Source organism: Cellulosimicrobium sp. GQ32, assembly GCF_059758455.1.
In genome coordinates this window covers 178277-191617 of the sequence record NZ_JCAXEP010000002.1, presented here as the reverse complement: position 1 = coordinate 191617, position 13341 = coordinate 178277, and the positions used below count along the sequence as shown (strand labels likewise).

Annotated in this window: 15 protein-coding genes; 7 read left to right on the top strand and 8 right to left on the bottom strand. The window is 74.6% G+C overall.

Going from position 1 to position 13341, the window contains the following annotated elements; all coding sequences use genetic code 11:
• Nucleotides 1–8 precede the first annotated feature (8 nt).
• Genes AC6CH9_RS04530 through AC6CH9_RS04520 form a run of 3 tightly spaced genes read right to left on the bottom strand, consistent with a single transcriptional unit; the run spans nucleotide 9 to nucleotide 2567 of the window.
• Nucleotides 9–566 (bottom strand): putative immunity protein, encoded by a 558-nt coding sequence (locus AC6CH9_RS04530; RefSeq protein WP_498153839.1) that lies wholly within the window; start codon nucleotides 564–566, stop codon nucleotides 9–11.
• A 25-nt stretch (nucleotides 567–591) separates the two neighbouring features.
• The gene (locus AC6CH9_RS04525) at nucleotides 592–1692 is read right to left on the bottom strand and encodes a DNA glycosylase AlkZ-like family protein (protein ID WP_498153838.1); all 1101 of its coding nucleotides are present in this window, start codon (nucleotides 1690–1692) and stop codon (nucleotides 592–594) included.
• A gap of 38 nt (nucleotides 1693–1730) precedes the next feature.
• The gene (locus tag AC6CH9_RS04520; RefSeq protein ID WP_498153837.1) at nucleotides 1731–2567 is read right to left on the bottom strand and encodes an alpha/beta fold hydrolase; all 837 of its coding nucleotides are present in this window, start codon (nucleotides 2565–2567) and stop codon (nucleotides 1731–1733) included.
• Between the two features lie 191 nt (nucleotides 2568–2758).
• On the opposite strand from AC6CH9_RS04520, the gene AC6CH9_RS04515 reads away from it, so the two are divergent.
• The 3 genes from AC6CH9_RS04515 to AC6CH9_RS04505 all read left to right on the top strand — a co-directional run bounded on the left by AC6CH9_RS04515 (nucleotide 2759) and on the right by AC6CH9_RS04505 (nucleotide 7155).
• Nucleotides 2759–4276: an MFS transporter gene (locus tag AC6CH9_RS04515; RefSeq protein WP_498154118.1), complete on the top strand. Its 1518-nt coding sequence runs from the start codon at nucleotides 2759–2761 to the stop codon at nucleotides 4274–4276.
• Between the two features lie 210 nt (nucleotides 4277–4486).
• Nucleotides 4487–5233: a cohesin domain-containing protein gene (locus AC6CH9_RS04510; RefSeq protein WP_498153836.1), complete on the top strand. Its 747-nt coding sequence runs from the start codon at nucleotides 4487–4489 to the stop codon at nucleotides 5231–5233.
• A gap of 71 nt (nucleotides 5234–5304) precedes the next feature.
• Nucleotides 5305–7155, top strand: coding sequence for an amidase family protein (locus AC6CH9_RS04505; protein ID WP_498153835.1), 1851 nt, complete (start codon nucleotides 5305–5307; stop codon nucleotides 7153–7155).
• A 163-nt stretch (nucleotides 7156–7318) separates the two neighbouring features.
• Here AC6CH9_RS04505 and AC6CH9_RS04500 read toward each other — a convergent pair whose 3' ends face one another.
• Nucleotides 7319–7867: a suppressor of fused domain protein gene (locus AC6CH9_RS04500; protein ID WP_472863779.1), complete on the bottom strand. Its 549-nt coding sequence runs from the start codon at nucleotides 7865–7867 to the stop codon at nucleotides 7319–7321.
• A 62-nt stretch (nucleotides 7868–7929) separates the two neighbouring features.
• Nucleotides 7930–8358 carry a YfbO family protein gene (locus tag AC6CH9_RS04495; RefSeq protein ID WP_472863778.1) on the bottom strand — a complete coding sequence of 143 codons (429 nt, stop codon included), beginning with the start codon at nucleotides 8356–8358 and terminating at the stop codon, nucleotides 7930–7932.
• Between the two features lie 63 nt (nucleotides 8359–8421).
• Here AC6CH9_RS04495 and AC6CH9_RS04490 point away from each other — a divergent pair, with 63 nt between their 5' ends.
• Both AC6CH9_RS04490 and AC6CH9_RS04485 read left to right on the top strand, forming a co-directional pair.
• On the top strand, nucleotides 8422–8553 hold the full coding sequence (locus tag AC6CH9_RS04490) for a hypothetical protein (RefSeq protein ID WP_498153834.1): 132 nt from the start codon (nucleotides 8422–8424) through the stop codon (nucleotides 8551–8553).
• Nucleotides 8550–8936: a hypothetical protein gene (locus AC6CH9_RS04485; protein ID WP_498153833.1), complete on the top strand. Its 387-nt coding sequence runs from the start codon at nucleotides 8550–8552 to the stop codon at nucleotides 8934–8936. The genes AC6CH9_RS04490 and AC6CH9_RS04485 overlap by 4 nt, the downstream gene beginning before the upstream one ends.
• Nucleotides 8937–8950: 14 nt before the next feature.
• Here AC6CH9_RS04485 and AC6CH9_RS04480 read toward each other — a convergent pair whose 3' ends face one another.
• On the bottom strand, nucleotides 8951–9421 hold the full coding sequence (locus AC6CH9_RS04480) for a MarR family winged helix-turn-helix transcriptional regulator (protein ID WP_472863775.1): 471 nt from the start codon (nucleotides 9419–9421) through the stop codon (nucleotides 8951–8953).
• 58 nt (nucleotides 9422–9479) lie between these two features.
• Here AC6CH9_RS04480 and yczE point away from each other — a divergent pair, with 58 nt between their 5' ends.
• Both yczE and AC6CH9_RS04470 read left to right on the top strand, forming a co-directional pair.
• Nucleotides 9480–10112: a membrane protein YczE gene (gene yczE / locus AC6CH9_RS04475; protein ID WP_498153832.1), complete on the top strand. Its 633-nt coding sequence runs from the start codon at nucleotides 9480–9482 to the stop codon at nucleotides 10110–10112.
• Nucleotides 10109–10672: an NADPH-dependent FMN reductase gene (locus AC6CH9_RS04470; protein WP_498153831.1), complete on the top strand. Its 564-nt coding sequence runs from the start codon at nucleotides 10109–10111 to the stop codon at nucleotides 10670–10672. The genes yczE and AC6CH9_RS04470 overlap by 4 nt, the downstream gene beginning before the upstream one ends.
• On the opposite strand, the gene AC6CH9_RS04465 is transcribed toward AC6CH9_RS04470, so the two are convergent.
• Both AC6CH9_RS04465 and der read right to left on the bottom strand, forming a co-directional pair.
• Complete coding sequence (locus tag AC6CH9_RS04465; protein WP_498153830.1) at nucleotides 10656–11759, bottom strand: hypothetical protein; 1104 nt, start codon at nucleotides 11757–11759, stop codon at nucleotides 10656–10658. The genes AC6CH9_RS04470 and AC6CH9_RS04465 overlap by 17 nt on opposite strands.
• A complete protein-coding gene (gene der, locus AC6CH9_RS04460) occupies nucleotides 11756–13291 on the bottom strand; it encodes a ribosome biogenesis GTPase Der (RefSeq protein ID WP_389353846.1) in 1536 nt (511 codons plus the stop codon). The genes AC6CH9_RS04465 and der overlap by 4 nt, the downstream gene beginning before the upstream one ends.
• Nucleotides 13292–13341 lie beyond the last annotated feature (50 nt).

The following is a 13341-nucleotide window of genomic DNA, read 5'->3' as shown; positions in this document are numbered from 1 at the left end:
TCGCAAACTCATCGCTGCCACCCTTCCTGGGACGCCGCCTCTCGCAGCTCGGTGTCGAGGCGGCCGACCAGCTCGCCCACGCGCCCGCCCCCGCCGGGCGCGGGCGGGTACCGGCGCAGCACGTCGACGACCTCAGGCGTCGAGAGCGCACGCGCGGCGTCGAGGAGTCCTGTGGCGGCGGCCTCGTCCCCGCCCGCCGCGAGCTGCGTGGCGTGCGCCGCGTGGGCCGCCGAACCGAGGATGTGCTTCACCTGGTGGGCGTCGGCGATCGGGTGCAGGTACGCGGCGCCGGCCGCCGCCATCGCGGCCCGCGCGGCCTCGGCGGCGTCCGGCTGCTCCGCCTCCTTGGCCGCCCGGAGCGCCGCCCACGCGGTGTCCCGCAAGGCCTTGCCCCGCGCGCCGCCGCGGGCGAAGGCCCACGCCGCCTCGATCGCCTCGCGGGGGCGGGCGTCGTCCGGCCGCACCCCCTCGACGATCTCCAGCACCTGCTCCGCACACCGGGCCGCGTACCCGGCGACCTCCCGCAGGTCGTCGGTGCTCAGCTCGACCCCGCCGGTCGTCGCCACGTGCCGCTCCCTCCGCCGCTCCCGTTCACCCGTCCGTCACGGGCCGCAGGTCCCGCCCGAGCACACTACCCAGCCGTGCGACCGCCCCGGCGAGCGCGTCGTCCGGCGCGCGACCGCCGTCGAACCACGCGACGTGCACCTCCTCGCCCGCGAGCACCCAGGTCCCTGCGACGACCCCGCCCACGGTGACGGCGGCCGACCCGCGGCTCACCACGCCGCGGTGCGCCGGTGGCACGACGTTCGGGTCCGCGGTGCCCGGGCCGAGCACCCACTGGTCGAGCGCGGGAAGGAATCGCACCGCCTCCGACGCGCGCGTGCCCGCGAGCTCGTCGACGTGCTCGCGACGCACGAGGGCGCGGTCGCCCTCGACGTCGACCTCGACGAGCGCGTCGTCGCGCAGCTCCGCCAGCCACCGGTTCAGCCGGGCACGGCCGGTGCCCAGTCCCTGCCCGAGCCAGTAGTGCACGTGCTCGGGCGTCGCGGGACCGTACGTGCCGACGTACGCGAGGATCGCGTGCCGGCCCGCGGCGTCGAGGTCGGGCCAGTGGACCCACCGCGGGTTGGTGTCGAGGCGCTGGAACGTCGTGCGCCCGTCGCGCGCGGGGGCGAAGCTCATGTCGCCGAACCACGTGAGCGGCTTGAGCAGCGTGTCCGTCCCGTCGCCGAACGACGGCCGCAGGTGCGCGAACCGCGCGTGCGCCGCGATGGCGTCGCCCAGCGCGGACCGCGTGAGCGGGCCGTCGGCCAGCGCGTCGCGCACGACGGCCCGCAGGTCGGGCCAGTCCTCGGGCTCGAGCCGGTAGTACTCCCGCCAGCTCGCGCGCTCCCACATGCGGCCCGCCCGGCGCAGCGCCAGGTACGCACCGCCGTCCTCGGGCGTGACGAGGTGCGTCGCCCCGCGGAACGCATACGTGCGGACGAGCCGCCCGTCCGCGAGCGCCCGCCCGACCTCGCCCGCCTCGGACGCGCGCTGGCGGACGCGGACCGCGAGCCCGGCCACGTCGTCCGAGGCCGCCGGGACGGCGCCCAGCCGCCCGACGACGCCCTCGGCCGGGTCGTCGCCGACCGGGTCGAGCAGGTGCCGCCGCGCGCGCCAGGCGAGGGCCTGCGCCCAGGTGATGGCCACGTCCGCAGGCTAGCCCCGGGCGCCGACACCCGCGCCGGTCAGACGACGGGGCCGGAGCCGTGGGCGATCTGGAGCACGCGGGAGACGCCCGGCTGGTCGGGGTCGTCGGTGATCTCGCGCCCGTCGAGCCAGCACTCGATGACGTGGGCGAGCTCGCCGGGGTGGCTGAAGTTCATGGCGTGAGCGGCGCCGTCGATCGCGACGATCGTCACGTGCGGGGGCGCGAGCGTGCCGACCTCGTGCACGCGCCGTGGCGGCGGCATCAGGGGATCCCGCGTGCCGACGACCGCCAGGGTCGGCACGGGGACACGGATCACGCGTTCGAGCGACGGGAACCGGACGAGCTCGGCGAACAGGTGCAGCGCGTTGACGGCGCCGAAGCGCGCGTAGTCGGGCACCGCGATCCGGGCCATGCGCGGGCTCTCGCGCCCGGCGTCGCGCGCGAGCTGGGTGAGGGCGCGGGCGAACGGCTGGTTGTGCACGCCGCCGGCGGGCGACGCGAGGACGATGCCCGCGACGCGCTCCGGTGCCGCGTGCGCGACCTCGAGGCTGATGGGGCCGCCCATGGAGTTGCCGACGAGGATCACCCGCTCGAGCTCGAGCGCGTCGAGCAGCGAGAGCAGCGCCCATGCGAGCGACGGGATCCCGAGGGTGTGCCCCCACCGCTCGCTGCGCCCGTAGCCGGGCAGGTCGGGCACGACGGCGGTCGCCCGGTGGGCCAGGCGTTCGGCGGTCGGGAGGAGGTACGTGCCGGAGACCGCGAAGCCGTGCACGTGGACGATCGGGACGGCACCCGGCACGTTCGGCCCGATCCGCACGAACACGTCGTGCCCCTCCACGTCGACGTGGCGCGAGCGCCACCCGTCAGCAGCCATAGGCCGATGGTGGCACCGCGCGCGTCGCGGCGCCCGGGCAGCGGGAGCACCCTCGGCGGGTGAGGCGCGGGAGCCGTGCGGCCCGTGAGCATGGACGGCGGACGGGGGTCGACGTGGAGCAGAGCACCGAGAACACCGCCGGCCGGCCGACCGCGGCCGCCCGGCGCCTCGCGCTGCTCCTCGCGGCCGCGATGTTCGTCCTCGTCGTCGACACGTCGTTCATGAACGTGTCGATCTCGGCGGTCGTGCGCGACCTCGACACGACCGTGAGCGGCGTCCAGACGGCGATCGCGCTCGAGGCGCTCGTGTCCGCGTCGTTCATCCTCGTGGGCAGCAAGGTGGGCGACCTCGTCGGCCGGCGCCGGGCGTACGTCGTCGGCCTGCTCGCGTACGGCGCGGGCGCGATCGCGATGACGCTGGCGCAGAGCCTCGTGGCGGTCGTGATCTTCTGGTCGGTCATCGGCGGCCTGGGCGCCGCGCTGCTGCTGCCCGCCATGCAGTCGCTCGTGCACGGCAACTTCGACGGCGCCGCGCGCAAGTCCGCCTACGCGCTCGTGGGGGCCGCGGCGTCGATCGCGGCGGCCGTCGGGCCGCTGCTCGGCGGCGTCATCACCACGACGCTGTCGTGGCGCGTGGCCTTCGGGCTCGAGGCCGTGGTGATCGTGGTGGTGCTCCTGGGCGTGCGGCTCGTGCGCGACGTCCCGTACACCGGCGACCGCACGGTGGATGTCGTGGGGACGATCCTGTCCGTGGTCGGGATGGGCGGCATCGTCCTCGGCGTCCTCGTGTGGCAGGAGGGCGGGGAGGCCGTCGGGGCGTTCGTCGTCGTCGGCGCTGCGGGCCTCGTGGGTCTCGCGGCCTGGCTCGTGCGGCGTGCGCGGGCGGGACGGACGACGCTCGTCGACCCGAGCCTGTTCCGCTCCCCCGCGTTCCGCATCGGCGTCTCGCAGCAGCTCCTGCAGCAGGTCGCGCTCGGTGGCGCGATGATCGCGCTGCCGATCTTCCTCCAGATGGCGCTCGGCTACGACGCGCTGCTGGCCGGCCTCTCGCTCGCCCCGCTGTCGCTGACGATGTTCGCCGCCGCGCTCGTCGCGGGCAAGCGCCCCGGCCGACGTCGACCGGCCACGCGCGTGCTCGCGGGATTCGCGCTGCTCGTCCTCGGGATCGCGGCAGCGGTCCTGGTGGTGCCGCGTGCGACGTCGGGCTGGTGGCTGGCTCTGCCCCTCGTCGTCGCGGGCGCCGGGCTCGGCCTGCTCGTGTCGCAGCTCAACGCCTACACGCTCTCCCCCGTCCCCGAGGAGCGCGCGAGCGAGGCCGCGGGCGTCAGCTCGGCGGCGGGTTCGTTCGGGCTCTCGCTCGGGCTCGCGGTCGCCGGCGCGGTGATGCTCGCCTCGCTCGCCACGGGCTTCACCGCGCAGGCCGAGTCGAGCACCGTCCTGCCCCCGGACGACAAGCAGCAGGTCGCGGCGGTGCTCGAGGACGACGCCGAGATCATGAGCGACGCCCAGCTCGTCGAGCTGCTCGCCGACGAGCCGCCCGAGGTGCAGGACGAGATCCTGCGCATCAACGACGACGTCCGGGCCCGCGCGCTCCAGGTCGCGCTCCTCGTCCCGCTCGTCGCCGGGCTGCTCGGCGTGGTCGCCGCGCTGCGCATGCGGCGGATCCCCGATCCCGAGGTGCGCGAGGACGCGCCCCCGGCCCTCGGCTGAACCCGCCCGGACGCCCGACGACGGCGCACCGTGGGGCGAACCGCCCCGGAGCGCCCGTGACCGGAACGAGACACGCTTCGTTGCTCGCGCTAACCGTCGTGAAACGCCCGGGAAACAGGCTCTTGTGAGCATCGGTCCCGGCAGGGGGCTCCACCACCACCACGGTCGTGCGCGCAGTCGGCGCGCGCCCGAGGAAGGACCAGCTCCTCCATGACGCCCTCTCCCTCGCGCCGACGGCTCGGCCGGCGCGCCGCGCTCGTCGGCAGCCTGGCGGTCGCCGCGACCGCCCTCACCGCCCCGGCGCACGCCGTGCCGTCCGTCTCCGCCGTGGCCCTCGACGCGCCGTCGAGCGTCGAGGTCGGCGCCCCGATCACGGTGACGGTCGCCGCGACCGGAGCCGTCGACCTCTACGCCTACGACGTGGCGGTCTCCTACGACCCCGACCTCGTCGAGCTCTCCGAGGACTCCGCCGTCACGCCCGACGGCGGGTTCTCCGACGTGGCCGACGACGGGTCCGGGACAGTCGCCGTCACGCACACGCGGCTCGGCACGTCCCCCGGCCTCGAGGGCGACGTCACGCTCGCGACCCTCACGTTCACCGCCGTGGCCGGGGGCGACGCTCCGTTCGCCGTCCCCACGGCCACCCTCGTCGGTGCCGACGGAACGACGGCGTCGCTCACCGACGCCGCGTCCGCCACGACGACCGTCACCGCCGTCGTGACGGCACCGCCCACGGGCGACCCGACGGACGGCGCGACCTCCGCGCCGCCGACCGGTGACGGCACGACCGCCCCCGGGGCCGACGACGCGTCCGACTCGCCGTCGACCTCGACCGGCTCGGGCGCCCTCGCCTCGACAGGCGCGAGCGTCGCCTGGCTCGCCGGTGCCGCGCTGCTCGCCGTCGTGGTGGGTGCCGGGATCCTCTGGGCCCGGCGCCGGGCGGTGGTCTCCCGATGAGCCACGACCCGACGCCCGTCGCACCCGCCGTCCGCGCACCACGACGGCCCACCACCACGAAGGAGCAGCCCGTGCCCACCATCCACCGGCGAGCCGCGGCGGGCGGGCTCGCCGCGCTCAGCGTCACCGGCCTCGTGCTCGCCGTCGCCGCGGCTCCCGCCGCGACGGCGGCCCCCGTCACCGCGCCGTTCCTCGCGCCGTACTGGACCGAGCTCGACCTCACGGGCGACGACCAGGTGACCGTCGCCGACCTCGACGTCGTCACCGCGGCGCTCGGCGCGACGGCCGACGACGCCGCGTGGGACGACGTCGCGGCGGCCGACACGGACGGCGACGGCACGATCACCGTCGCGGACCTCGCGGCCGTCTCCCAGCGGATGATCTACGACGACGGACCGTTCGAGCTCGTCGAGGCCTCGGTGCTCGACATGCAGGCGGCGATGAACGCCGGGGTGACGTCGTCGGTCGCGATCACCCAGGAGTACCTGGACCGCATCGCGGCCTACGACACGACGCTCGTCGACACGGGCGCGGGCGGGCGACCCCTGCACTCGATCATCACGACGAGCGAGGTCGCGCTCGAGGCCGCGGCGCGCGCGGACGCAGCACGGGACGCGAACGGCATGACGAGCCTGCTCCTCGGCGTGCCCGTCGCGGTCAAGGACAACTACGACACGAAGGACATGCCCACCACGGGCGGCTGCGGGTGCTGGGACGCCAACCAGACCGCCACGGACGCGACGATGGTCGACGGGCTGCGCGCCGACGGCGCAGTGATCCTCGCCAAGGCGAGCCTCGACGAGTTCGCGTTCGGGTTCGTGTCCGAGTTCTCGGCGTTCCAGGACGCGGGGACGAGCACGCTCGTCGCGAGCCCGTACGTCACGAGCCGTAGCGCAGGCGGGTCGAGCGGCGGCACGGGCGCGGCGATCGCCGCCAACCTCGCAGGGGTCGGGTTCGGCACGGACACGGGCGGCTCGATCCGGGTGCCGTCGTCGTACAACCAGCTCGTGGGTGTGCGGCCGACGGTCGGGCTCGCGAGCCGCGACGGCATCATCCCCCTCGCGCTGAGCCAGGACACGGGCGGCCCCATGGCGCGCACCGTCCTGGACGCGGCCGTCGCGCTCGATGCGGTCGTGGGCGTCGACCCTGCGGACCCCGTGACGTCGCGCCAGGAGGGAGCGGTCCCCGCCTCGTACACGCAGTACCTGGACGCGGACGCGCTCGACGGCGCCCGCATCGGGTACGTGCCGTCCATGCTGGGGAGCAACGCCACGACCCTGCGCCTCTGGGCGCAGACGCGGGCCACGCTGGAGTCGCTCGGCGCCACCGTCGTCGAGGTGACGCCGCCCACGACCTGGTCGCCGGTCCTCCCGAACGGGTTCGCGAGCGTGCTCAACGAGGGGTCGGGCTCGACGAACGAGTTCAAGCACGACCTGGACGAGTACGTCGCGAACCACCTCTCGCCCGACGTCGAGGCCCGGTCCCTGGCCGGCATCGTCGAGTCCGGGCGGTACGTCCCGTCGCGGCGCGGCACCTATGTGTCGCGCGACGCCGTCACCCCGGAGACGTACCAGGCGTGGGCCGGCCCCGCGGGCACGCACACGAAGGTGCTCGCCGAGGGCAAGCAGCTCGTCACCGCGATGCTCGACGACGCCGACCTCGACGCGCTCGTCTACCCCAGCGCGAACCCGTACGGGACCATCGGCACCAACCTGCGGCTCAGCCCCAACACGGGCCTTCCCGCCGTGACGGTGCCGATCGGACAGGCGACCGAGGCCGACGCGACCGTCACGGGCGGCGGCGTCAACCTCGAGCTCCTGGGCCGTGACTTCGAGGAGGGCCCGATCCTCGGTCTCGCGTTCGCGCTCGAGCAGGCGACGCACGCACGGACCTCCCCGGCGCTCTACGGCCCGCTCGGCTGAGCTGGGACCGTCCACGTCTCTTCGGACGCCTCCACGGCTTGACGACGGTCGGATCTCTCGCAGGTCCGACCGTCGTCGGGCGTTGCTCGATCATGGGTGACCGTGCCCACCGACCACGTCCGTCGCGCGACCCGGACGACCTCCACGCCGTCGCCCGACGCGGTCAGGGACGCGTGACGTCGAGGAGGGCGTCGATCGACCCGACCTCCTCGACGAGTCCCGACCACCCGACCTGCGCGGCGGTCTGCGCCTCCGAGTCGGTGAGCAGCCGCAGGGTGCGGACGTGGCCGACCACGCTCCCTGCCGGATCGAGCACGTCGTCCAGCGCGGCACCCCACCGCGAGCCCGTCGCCATGATCGCGGAGATCCGCGTCCCGGACAGGAACGGGTCACCGTTGCGCCACGGCGTCTCGAACGGTGGGGTGCGGCGGTTGACGGCGATGTCGTCGCACACGATCCGCAGGGCGACGAGCGCGGCGCCCTCCTGACCCTCCGGCACCTCGACCGCCAGCTCGACGGGAGGCCCAGTCTCCACCGGCAACCGGGACACGCCCGCGGTGAGGAGTGTGAGCGGCCCGTCCGTCGGCTGCTTGGCCACGACCATGACGGAGCCGCCGATACGCTCGTCGAGCAGCGCCGGCGGGACGCCGAACGCGTCGAAGACGTGGTTCGGAAAGGCATCGTGGCTGGCCGCGAGCGGAAGGTCGGTCATGGCCCTCGACCCTAGGGCACCGGAGACGGGCTGACCGCGCTGTCCCGTCCTGCCGAGGGTCGTCAGTCCCAGACCAGCGACAGCACCCGGTAGCCGTCGGGCACGACCGGGACGTCCGAGAAGTCGCCCTCCTCGTACACGAGCCCGTCGAACGCGCCGTCGTACTGCAGCTCGTCCACGACGAGGCGCTCGTCGACCACCCGCTCCTCCAGCGTGGTGCAGACCGCGATGCCCTCGGCGAGCACGTCCCCGACGGAATCCTCGAACGTCTCCTCGTGGAGCTGCACCCGCACCCACGCGACGGCGTCGTCCCGCTCCAGCTCGCGCAGCCTGCGGCCGATCTCAGCCAACGGCGGACGGCCGAACCCCCACTGGTTCGGCGCGAGGGACTCCTCCTGCTCGTTGCCGTCGAAGAACTCGTCGAGCGTGAGCATCGGGTACGCGCCGTCGGCCGCGGCCGAGCGCACCATGACCTCGTCGTGGGTGATCACGCGCCGACCCTACGCGAGCGGTACGCGGTGCGGGCACGCGTCCCGCACCGGTACGTTCGTCCGGTGCGTGACTGGGACTACCTCCTCGACGTGATGCTGGCGCGGCCGGGCGTGTACGTGGGGCTGCCCTCGTTCGTGCACCTGAGAGCGCTCCTCTCCGAGTTTCGCGCGAGCGAGAAGGACGCCACCCGATGAGCTTCGACGTGTTCCTCCAGCGATTCGTCGACGGCGAGGCCACAAACTGCGACGCCCGCGCCCTGCTCGCCGTCCTCGATCCGTACGTCGAGCGCGATGTCCGCACCGGTGAGTTGACGAGAGCTGTGTTCGAGGACGGCGATGCCGAGGTCTACGGCACCGACGTCTCGCGTGGACTGATGCTCAGCCACATCGTCGGGCTGGCGGCGTGGGAGACGGTCACGGACCTCGCGAGAGCGGGCTCGCTGGCGATCCTCGCCGTCGGCTGCCCGGCAGCGGTGCCGCGCGGGAACCTCTTGCCGCATCTTCCGGCCGAGCTGCGCGAGGGCGCGGTCGTCGTGACACGCGGGAGCGAGTTGCGCGCGGCCCTCGGGATCCGCTGACGCGCGGGGCGCTCCTACTCGAGGTCGCCCACCTCCGCGACGACGCGCTCGGCGAGTGCCGCGAGCGCCGCGAGCTCGGCTGGCGTCGCGAGGTCGACGAGGTGGCGGCGCACGGACTCGACGTGCGCGGGCGCGGCGGCCGCAAGCGTCGCGAACCCGTGGTCGGTGAGCACGACGACGGCGTTCCGGCCGTCATCGGGGTCCGGCTCGCGGGCGACGAGCCCGCGCGCCTCCATGCGTGCGAGGTGGTGCGAGAGCCGGCTCCTGGACCAGAGCATGCGGGCCGCCAGCTCGCGGAGCTGCCACCGGTGGCCGGCCTGCTCGGACAGGGTCGAGAGCACGTCGTAGTCCGGGTCGGACAGCCCGGAGTCCCGCGCCAGGTCGCGCGCGAGCGCGACGGGCAGCACGGTCTGCATGCGGCGGTAGGCGCGCCACGCGCGCTCTTCGTCGGGCGAGAGCCATCGAGGCTCGGCAACGTCGGTCATGGGGCCAGCATCGCACACTCGTTGACATGTCATCGAGACTCGTGCTTGTATCGATGACATGTCAACGACACGTCGGCTCGTCCAGCTGATCCTCGGGCTCGCCCTCTTCGGCGCGAGCATCGCGCTGCTCGTGCGTGCCGAGCTCGGGCTGTTCCCGTGGGACGTCCTGCACCAGGGCGTCGCCCGCGCCACCGGCCTGCCGCTGGGCGTCGTCGTGATCCTGGCGAGCGTCGTCGTGCTCGCGCTCTGGATCCCGCTGCGTCAGCGCCCGGGCCTCGGGACCGTCGCGAACGTCGTGCTCGTCGGCGTGTTCGTCGACCTCACCCTCGCCGTCCTCCCGACGGTCGAGCCGCTCCCCTGGCGCATCGTGACGCTCGTCGCGGGCGTCGTCATCAACGCCGCAGCCACCGGCCTCTACATCGGCGCCGGGTACGGACCCGGCCCCCGTGACGGCCTCATGACCGGCCTCGCCGCCCGCGGCTGGTCGTTGCGCTGGTCGCGCCTCGGGATCGAGCTCGGTGTCCTGGCCGTCGGCTTCGCGCTCGGCGGCACGGTCGGTGTCGGCACCGTCGTCTACGCGCTCACCGTCGGGCCGCTGGTCCAGCCCTTCCTCACCGTGTTCACCGTCCGAGCGCCGCGACCCGCGGACCGCGCCGGCTCCCTCCCCACCCCCTCAGGAGACCCCTCGTGAAGCTGCTCGTCGTCGTCGCCAGCACCCGCCCCACCCGCGTCGGCCCCGCAGTCGCCGACTGGTTCCTCGCCCAGGTGCCCGTCGACCCGGACCTCGAGATCGACGTCGCCGACCTCGCCGAGATCGCCCTGCCGTTCCTCGACGAGCCCGTCGACGCGCACTCCGGCGGCTACGTGCACGCGCACACGCTCGCGTGGAGCGCGCGCGTGGACGCGGCGGACGCCGTCGTCCTCGTCATGCCGGAGTACAACCGCGGGTACACCGCCCCGCTGAAGAACGCGTTGGACTACCTCGCGGACGAGTGGCGCGACAAGCCCGTCGGGTTCGTGTCGTACGGGATGTCGTCGGGCGGCATGCGCGCGGTCGAGGCGATCACGCCTGTCGTCGTCGCGCTCGGCATGGTCCCCGTCGCGAACGCCGTCACGATCCACCTGCGCCGCTGGCTCGACGACGACGGTCGCCTCCAGGACGACGGCACGCTCGCACGGGCCGCCGCGCGGACGCTCGACGAGGTCCGCCGGCTCGCCGCCCTCCTGCGACCGGTCACCGTGGCCGGCTGACGCGCGCTCCCTGGTCCGACCCGTGCCGCGGTGTCCGGCGGCGCTCGTCGTCCCCGCCGAGGGCGGCGCCGAGCGCGGCGAGCACGAGCAGGTCCACCGCCAGCCCGGCGACACCGACCCACTGGAGCGCCCGGAACACGAGGAGCTGGGTGAGGAGCAGGGAGACGAGCACGCCACGCCGGACCCAGACGGCGCCCGCGCGCCGGGCGTCGGGCCGGCCGCTCCGCGCCGCCACCACGCCCGTGACGACGCACGCGATCGTCCCCGCCACCCCGACGACGATCCCGCCGCCGACCCACGCAGGCACGTCGATGTCTCCGGTGAGCACGCGGAGGCCCGCGAGCAGCGACCCGACCGCGGTCCCCACCACGAGGACCACGACCACGACCGCCGCCCAGCGCCGCTCCAGCGCCGCGGCGAACCAGGACGACGCGCGGCGCACGAGCGCGCGGACCGGGTCGGGGAGGTCGACGTCGTCGCGCGGCACGGCCTCGACGAGCGCCGCGACCTCGTCCGCCCCGGGCTCGCCCCGGCCGAGCGCGACGAGCGCCCGGGCCTCGTCGCGGGCGTCGTCGGTGAACCCGCCCGCGACGCCGGCGACCGCGCGGTCCGTCGCGACCGCGAGGTACTCCGCCGGGTGGTGGCGGCGCCGACCGTGCAGCGCCTCGACCACGAGCACGAGGACCACGACGGTCGCGTAGATGAGCGCCGCGGTCGGCTGGTAGAAGTAGTCGTTGTCGGCCGTGACGAACTTGCCGATCTCGTCGACGAACAGCCCGAACCCCACGCCGCCGAGCACCGCCCCGAGCGAGCGCAGCGCGGGGCCGACGAACGACAGCAGCACGACGACCGCGAGCGCCATCCCGAGCCCGCCCCAGAGCACGTGCGCGACGTGCAGGTCGCCCCCGCCCACCTGCGGATACCCGGAGGCGGCGAGGAGGAAGCGCGTGACGAGCACGGTCGCGACGGTCACGACGAGGAACGTCACGACGTGGCGCGTCGCGGCGGTGTCGCGCGCGACGCCCAGGCGCAGCGCACGTCCCCGCCGGGTGACCCCCGCGGGGACGTGGGCAGCGCCGTCGCTCACCGCTTGCGCTTCTCCCGCACGCGCACGCTGATCTCGATGGGCGTGCCCTCGAACCCGAACGTCTCGCGCAGGCGGCGCTCGATGAACCGGCGGTACCCGGCCTCGAGGAAGCCGGTCGCGAAGATCACGAACCGCGGCGGCCGCGTGGACGCCTGGGTCGCGAAGAGGATGCGCGGCTGCTTGCCGCCGCGCAACGGGTGCGGGTGGGCGGCGACGAGCTCGCCGAGGAACGCGTTGAGGCGACCGGTCGGGATGCGCGTGTCCCACGACTCGAGCGAGCGCTGGATCGCGGGCACGAGCCGGTCGGTGTGCCAGCCGGTGCGCGCGGAGACGTTGACGCGCGGCGCCCACTGGACCTGGACCAGGTCCTTCTCGATCTCGCGCTCGAGGAACGGGCGACGGTCCTCGTCCATGAGGTCCCACTTGTTGTAGGCGATGACGAGGGCACGACCGGCGTCGACCACCTGCGAGATGACGCGCGTGTCCTGCTCGGTGAGCGGGACCGACGCGTCGACGAGCACGACCGCGAGCTCCGCCTTCTCGATCGCGGCCTGCGTGCGCAGCGACGCGTAGAAGTCGGCGCCCTTGGTCTGGTGCACGCGGCGCCGGATGCCGGCCGTGTCGACGAGGACGTAGGGCACGTCCTTGATCGTCACGAGCTCGTCGACGGGGTCGCGCGTGGTGCCGGCCGTCTCGTCCACGACGACGCGGTCGGCGCCGGCGATCTTGTTGAGCAGCGACGACTTGCCGACGTTCGGCCGCCCGATGAGCGCGACGCGGCGCGGGCCCGTGGGCCGCACCTCGCCGTGCGCGGACTCGGTCGGTAGGGCCGCCATGGCGGCGTCGAGCAGGTCGCCGGTCCCCCGGCCGTGCAGCGCGGACACGGGGTACGGCTCGCCGAGCCCGAGGCTCCACAGGTACGCCGCGTCCGCCTCGCCCGACTGGCCGTCGACCTTGTTGGCGCACAGCACGACCGGCTTGCCGGACTCCCGCAGGAGGCGCACGACGCGCTCGTCCGTGGACGTGGCGCCCACCGTCGCGTCGACGACGAACAGCACGGCGTCCGCGAGCGAGATCGCGACCTCGGCCTGCTCGGCGACCTTCGACTCGATGCCCGCGACGTCGACCTCCCAGCCGCCGGTGTCCACGAGCGTGAACCGGCGCCCGGCCCACTCCGCGGGGTAGCTGACACGGTCGCGCGTGACGCCGGGCTTGTCCTCGACGACGGCCTCGCGGCGCCCGATGATGCGGTTGACGAGCGTCGACTTGCCGACGTTGGGGCGCCCCACCACGGCGAGCACGGGCAGCGGCGCCTCGGGCTCGTAGCCCTCGATCACCTCGCCGTCGGCGTCGAGGAGGACGAGGTCGGTGTCCTCGAGCTCGTAGTCCTCGAGGCCGGCGCGCAGCGCGCGCTCGCGCGCCGCGTCGTCCGCCGAGTCCGCGAGGTCCGCGGGCGCCAGGGGCTCCTCGGCCTGCCCGGCGTCGTCGATCTGTCCGGGCGTGCCGGGCTGGGCGGGGTCGGGTGTGGTCATGGCATCCATTCTCCCAGGCCGCGGGCCGGGCTCCGAACCGGCGGTCTCGG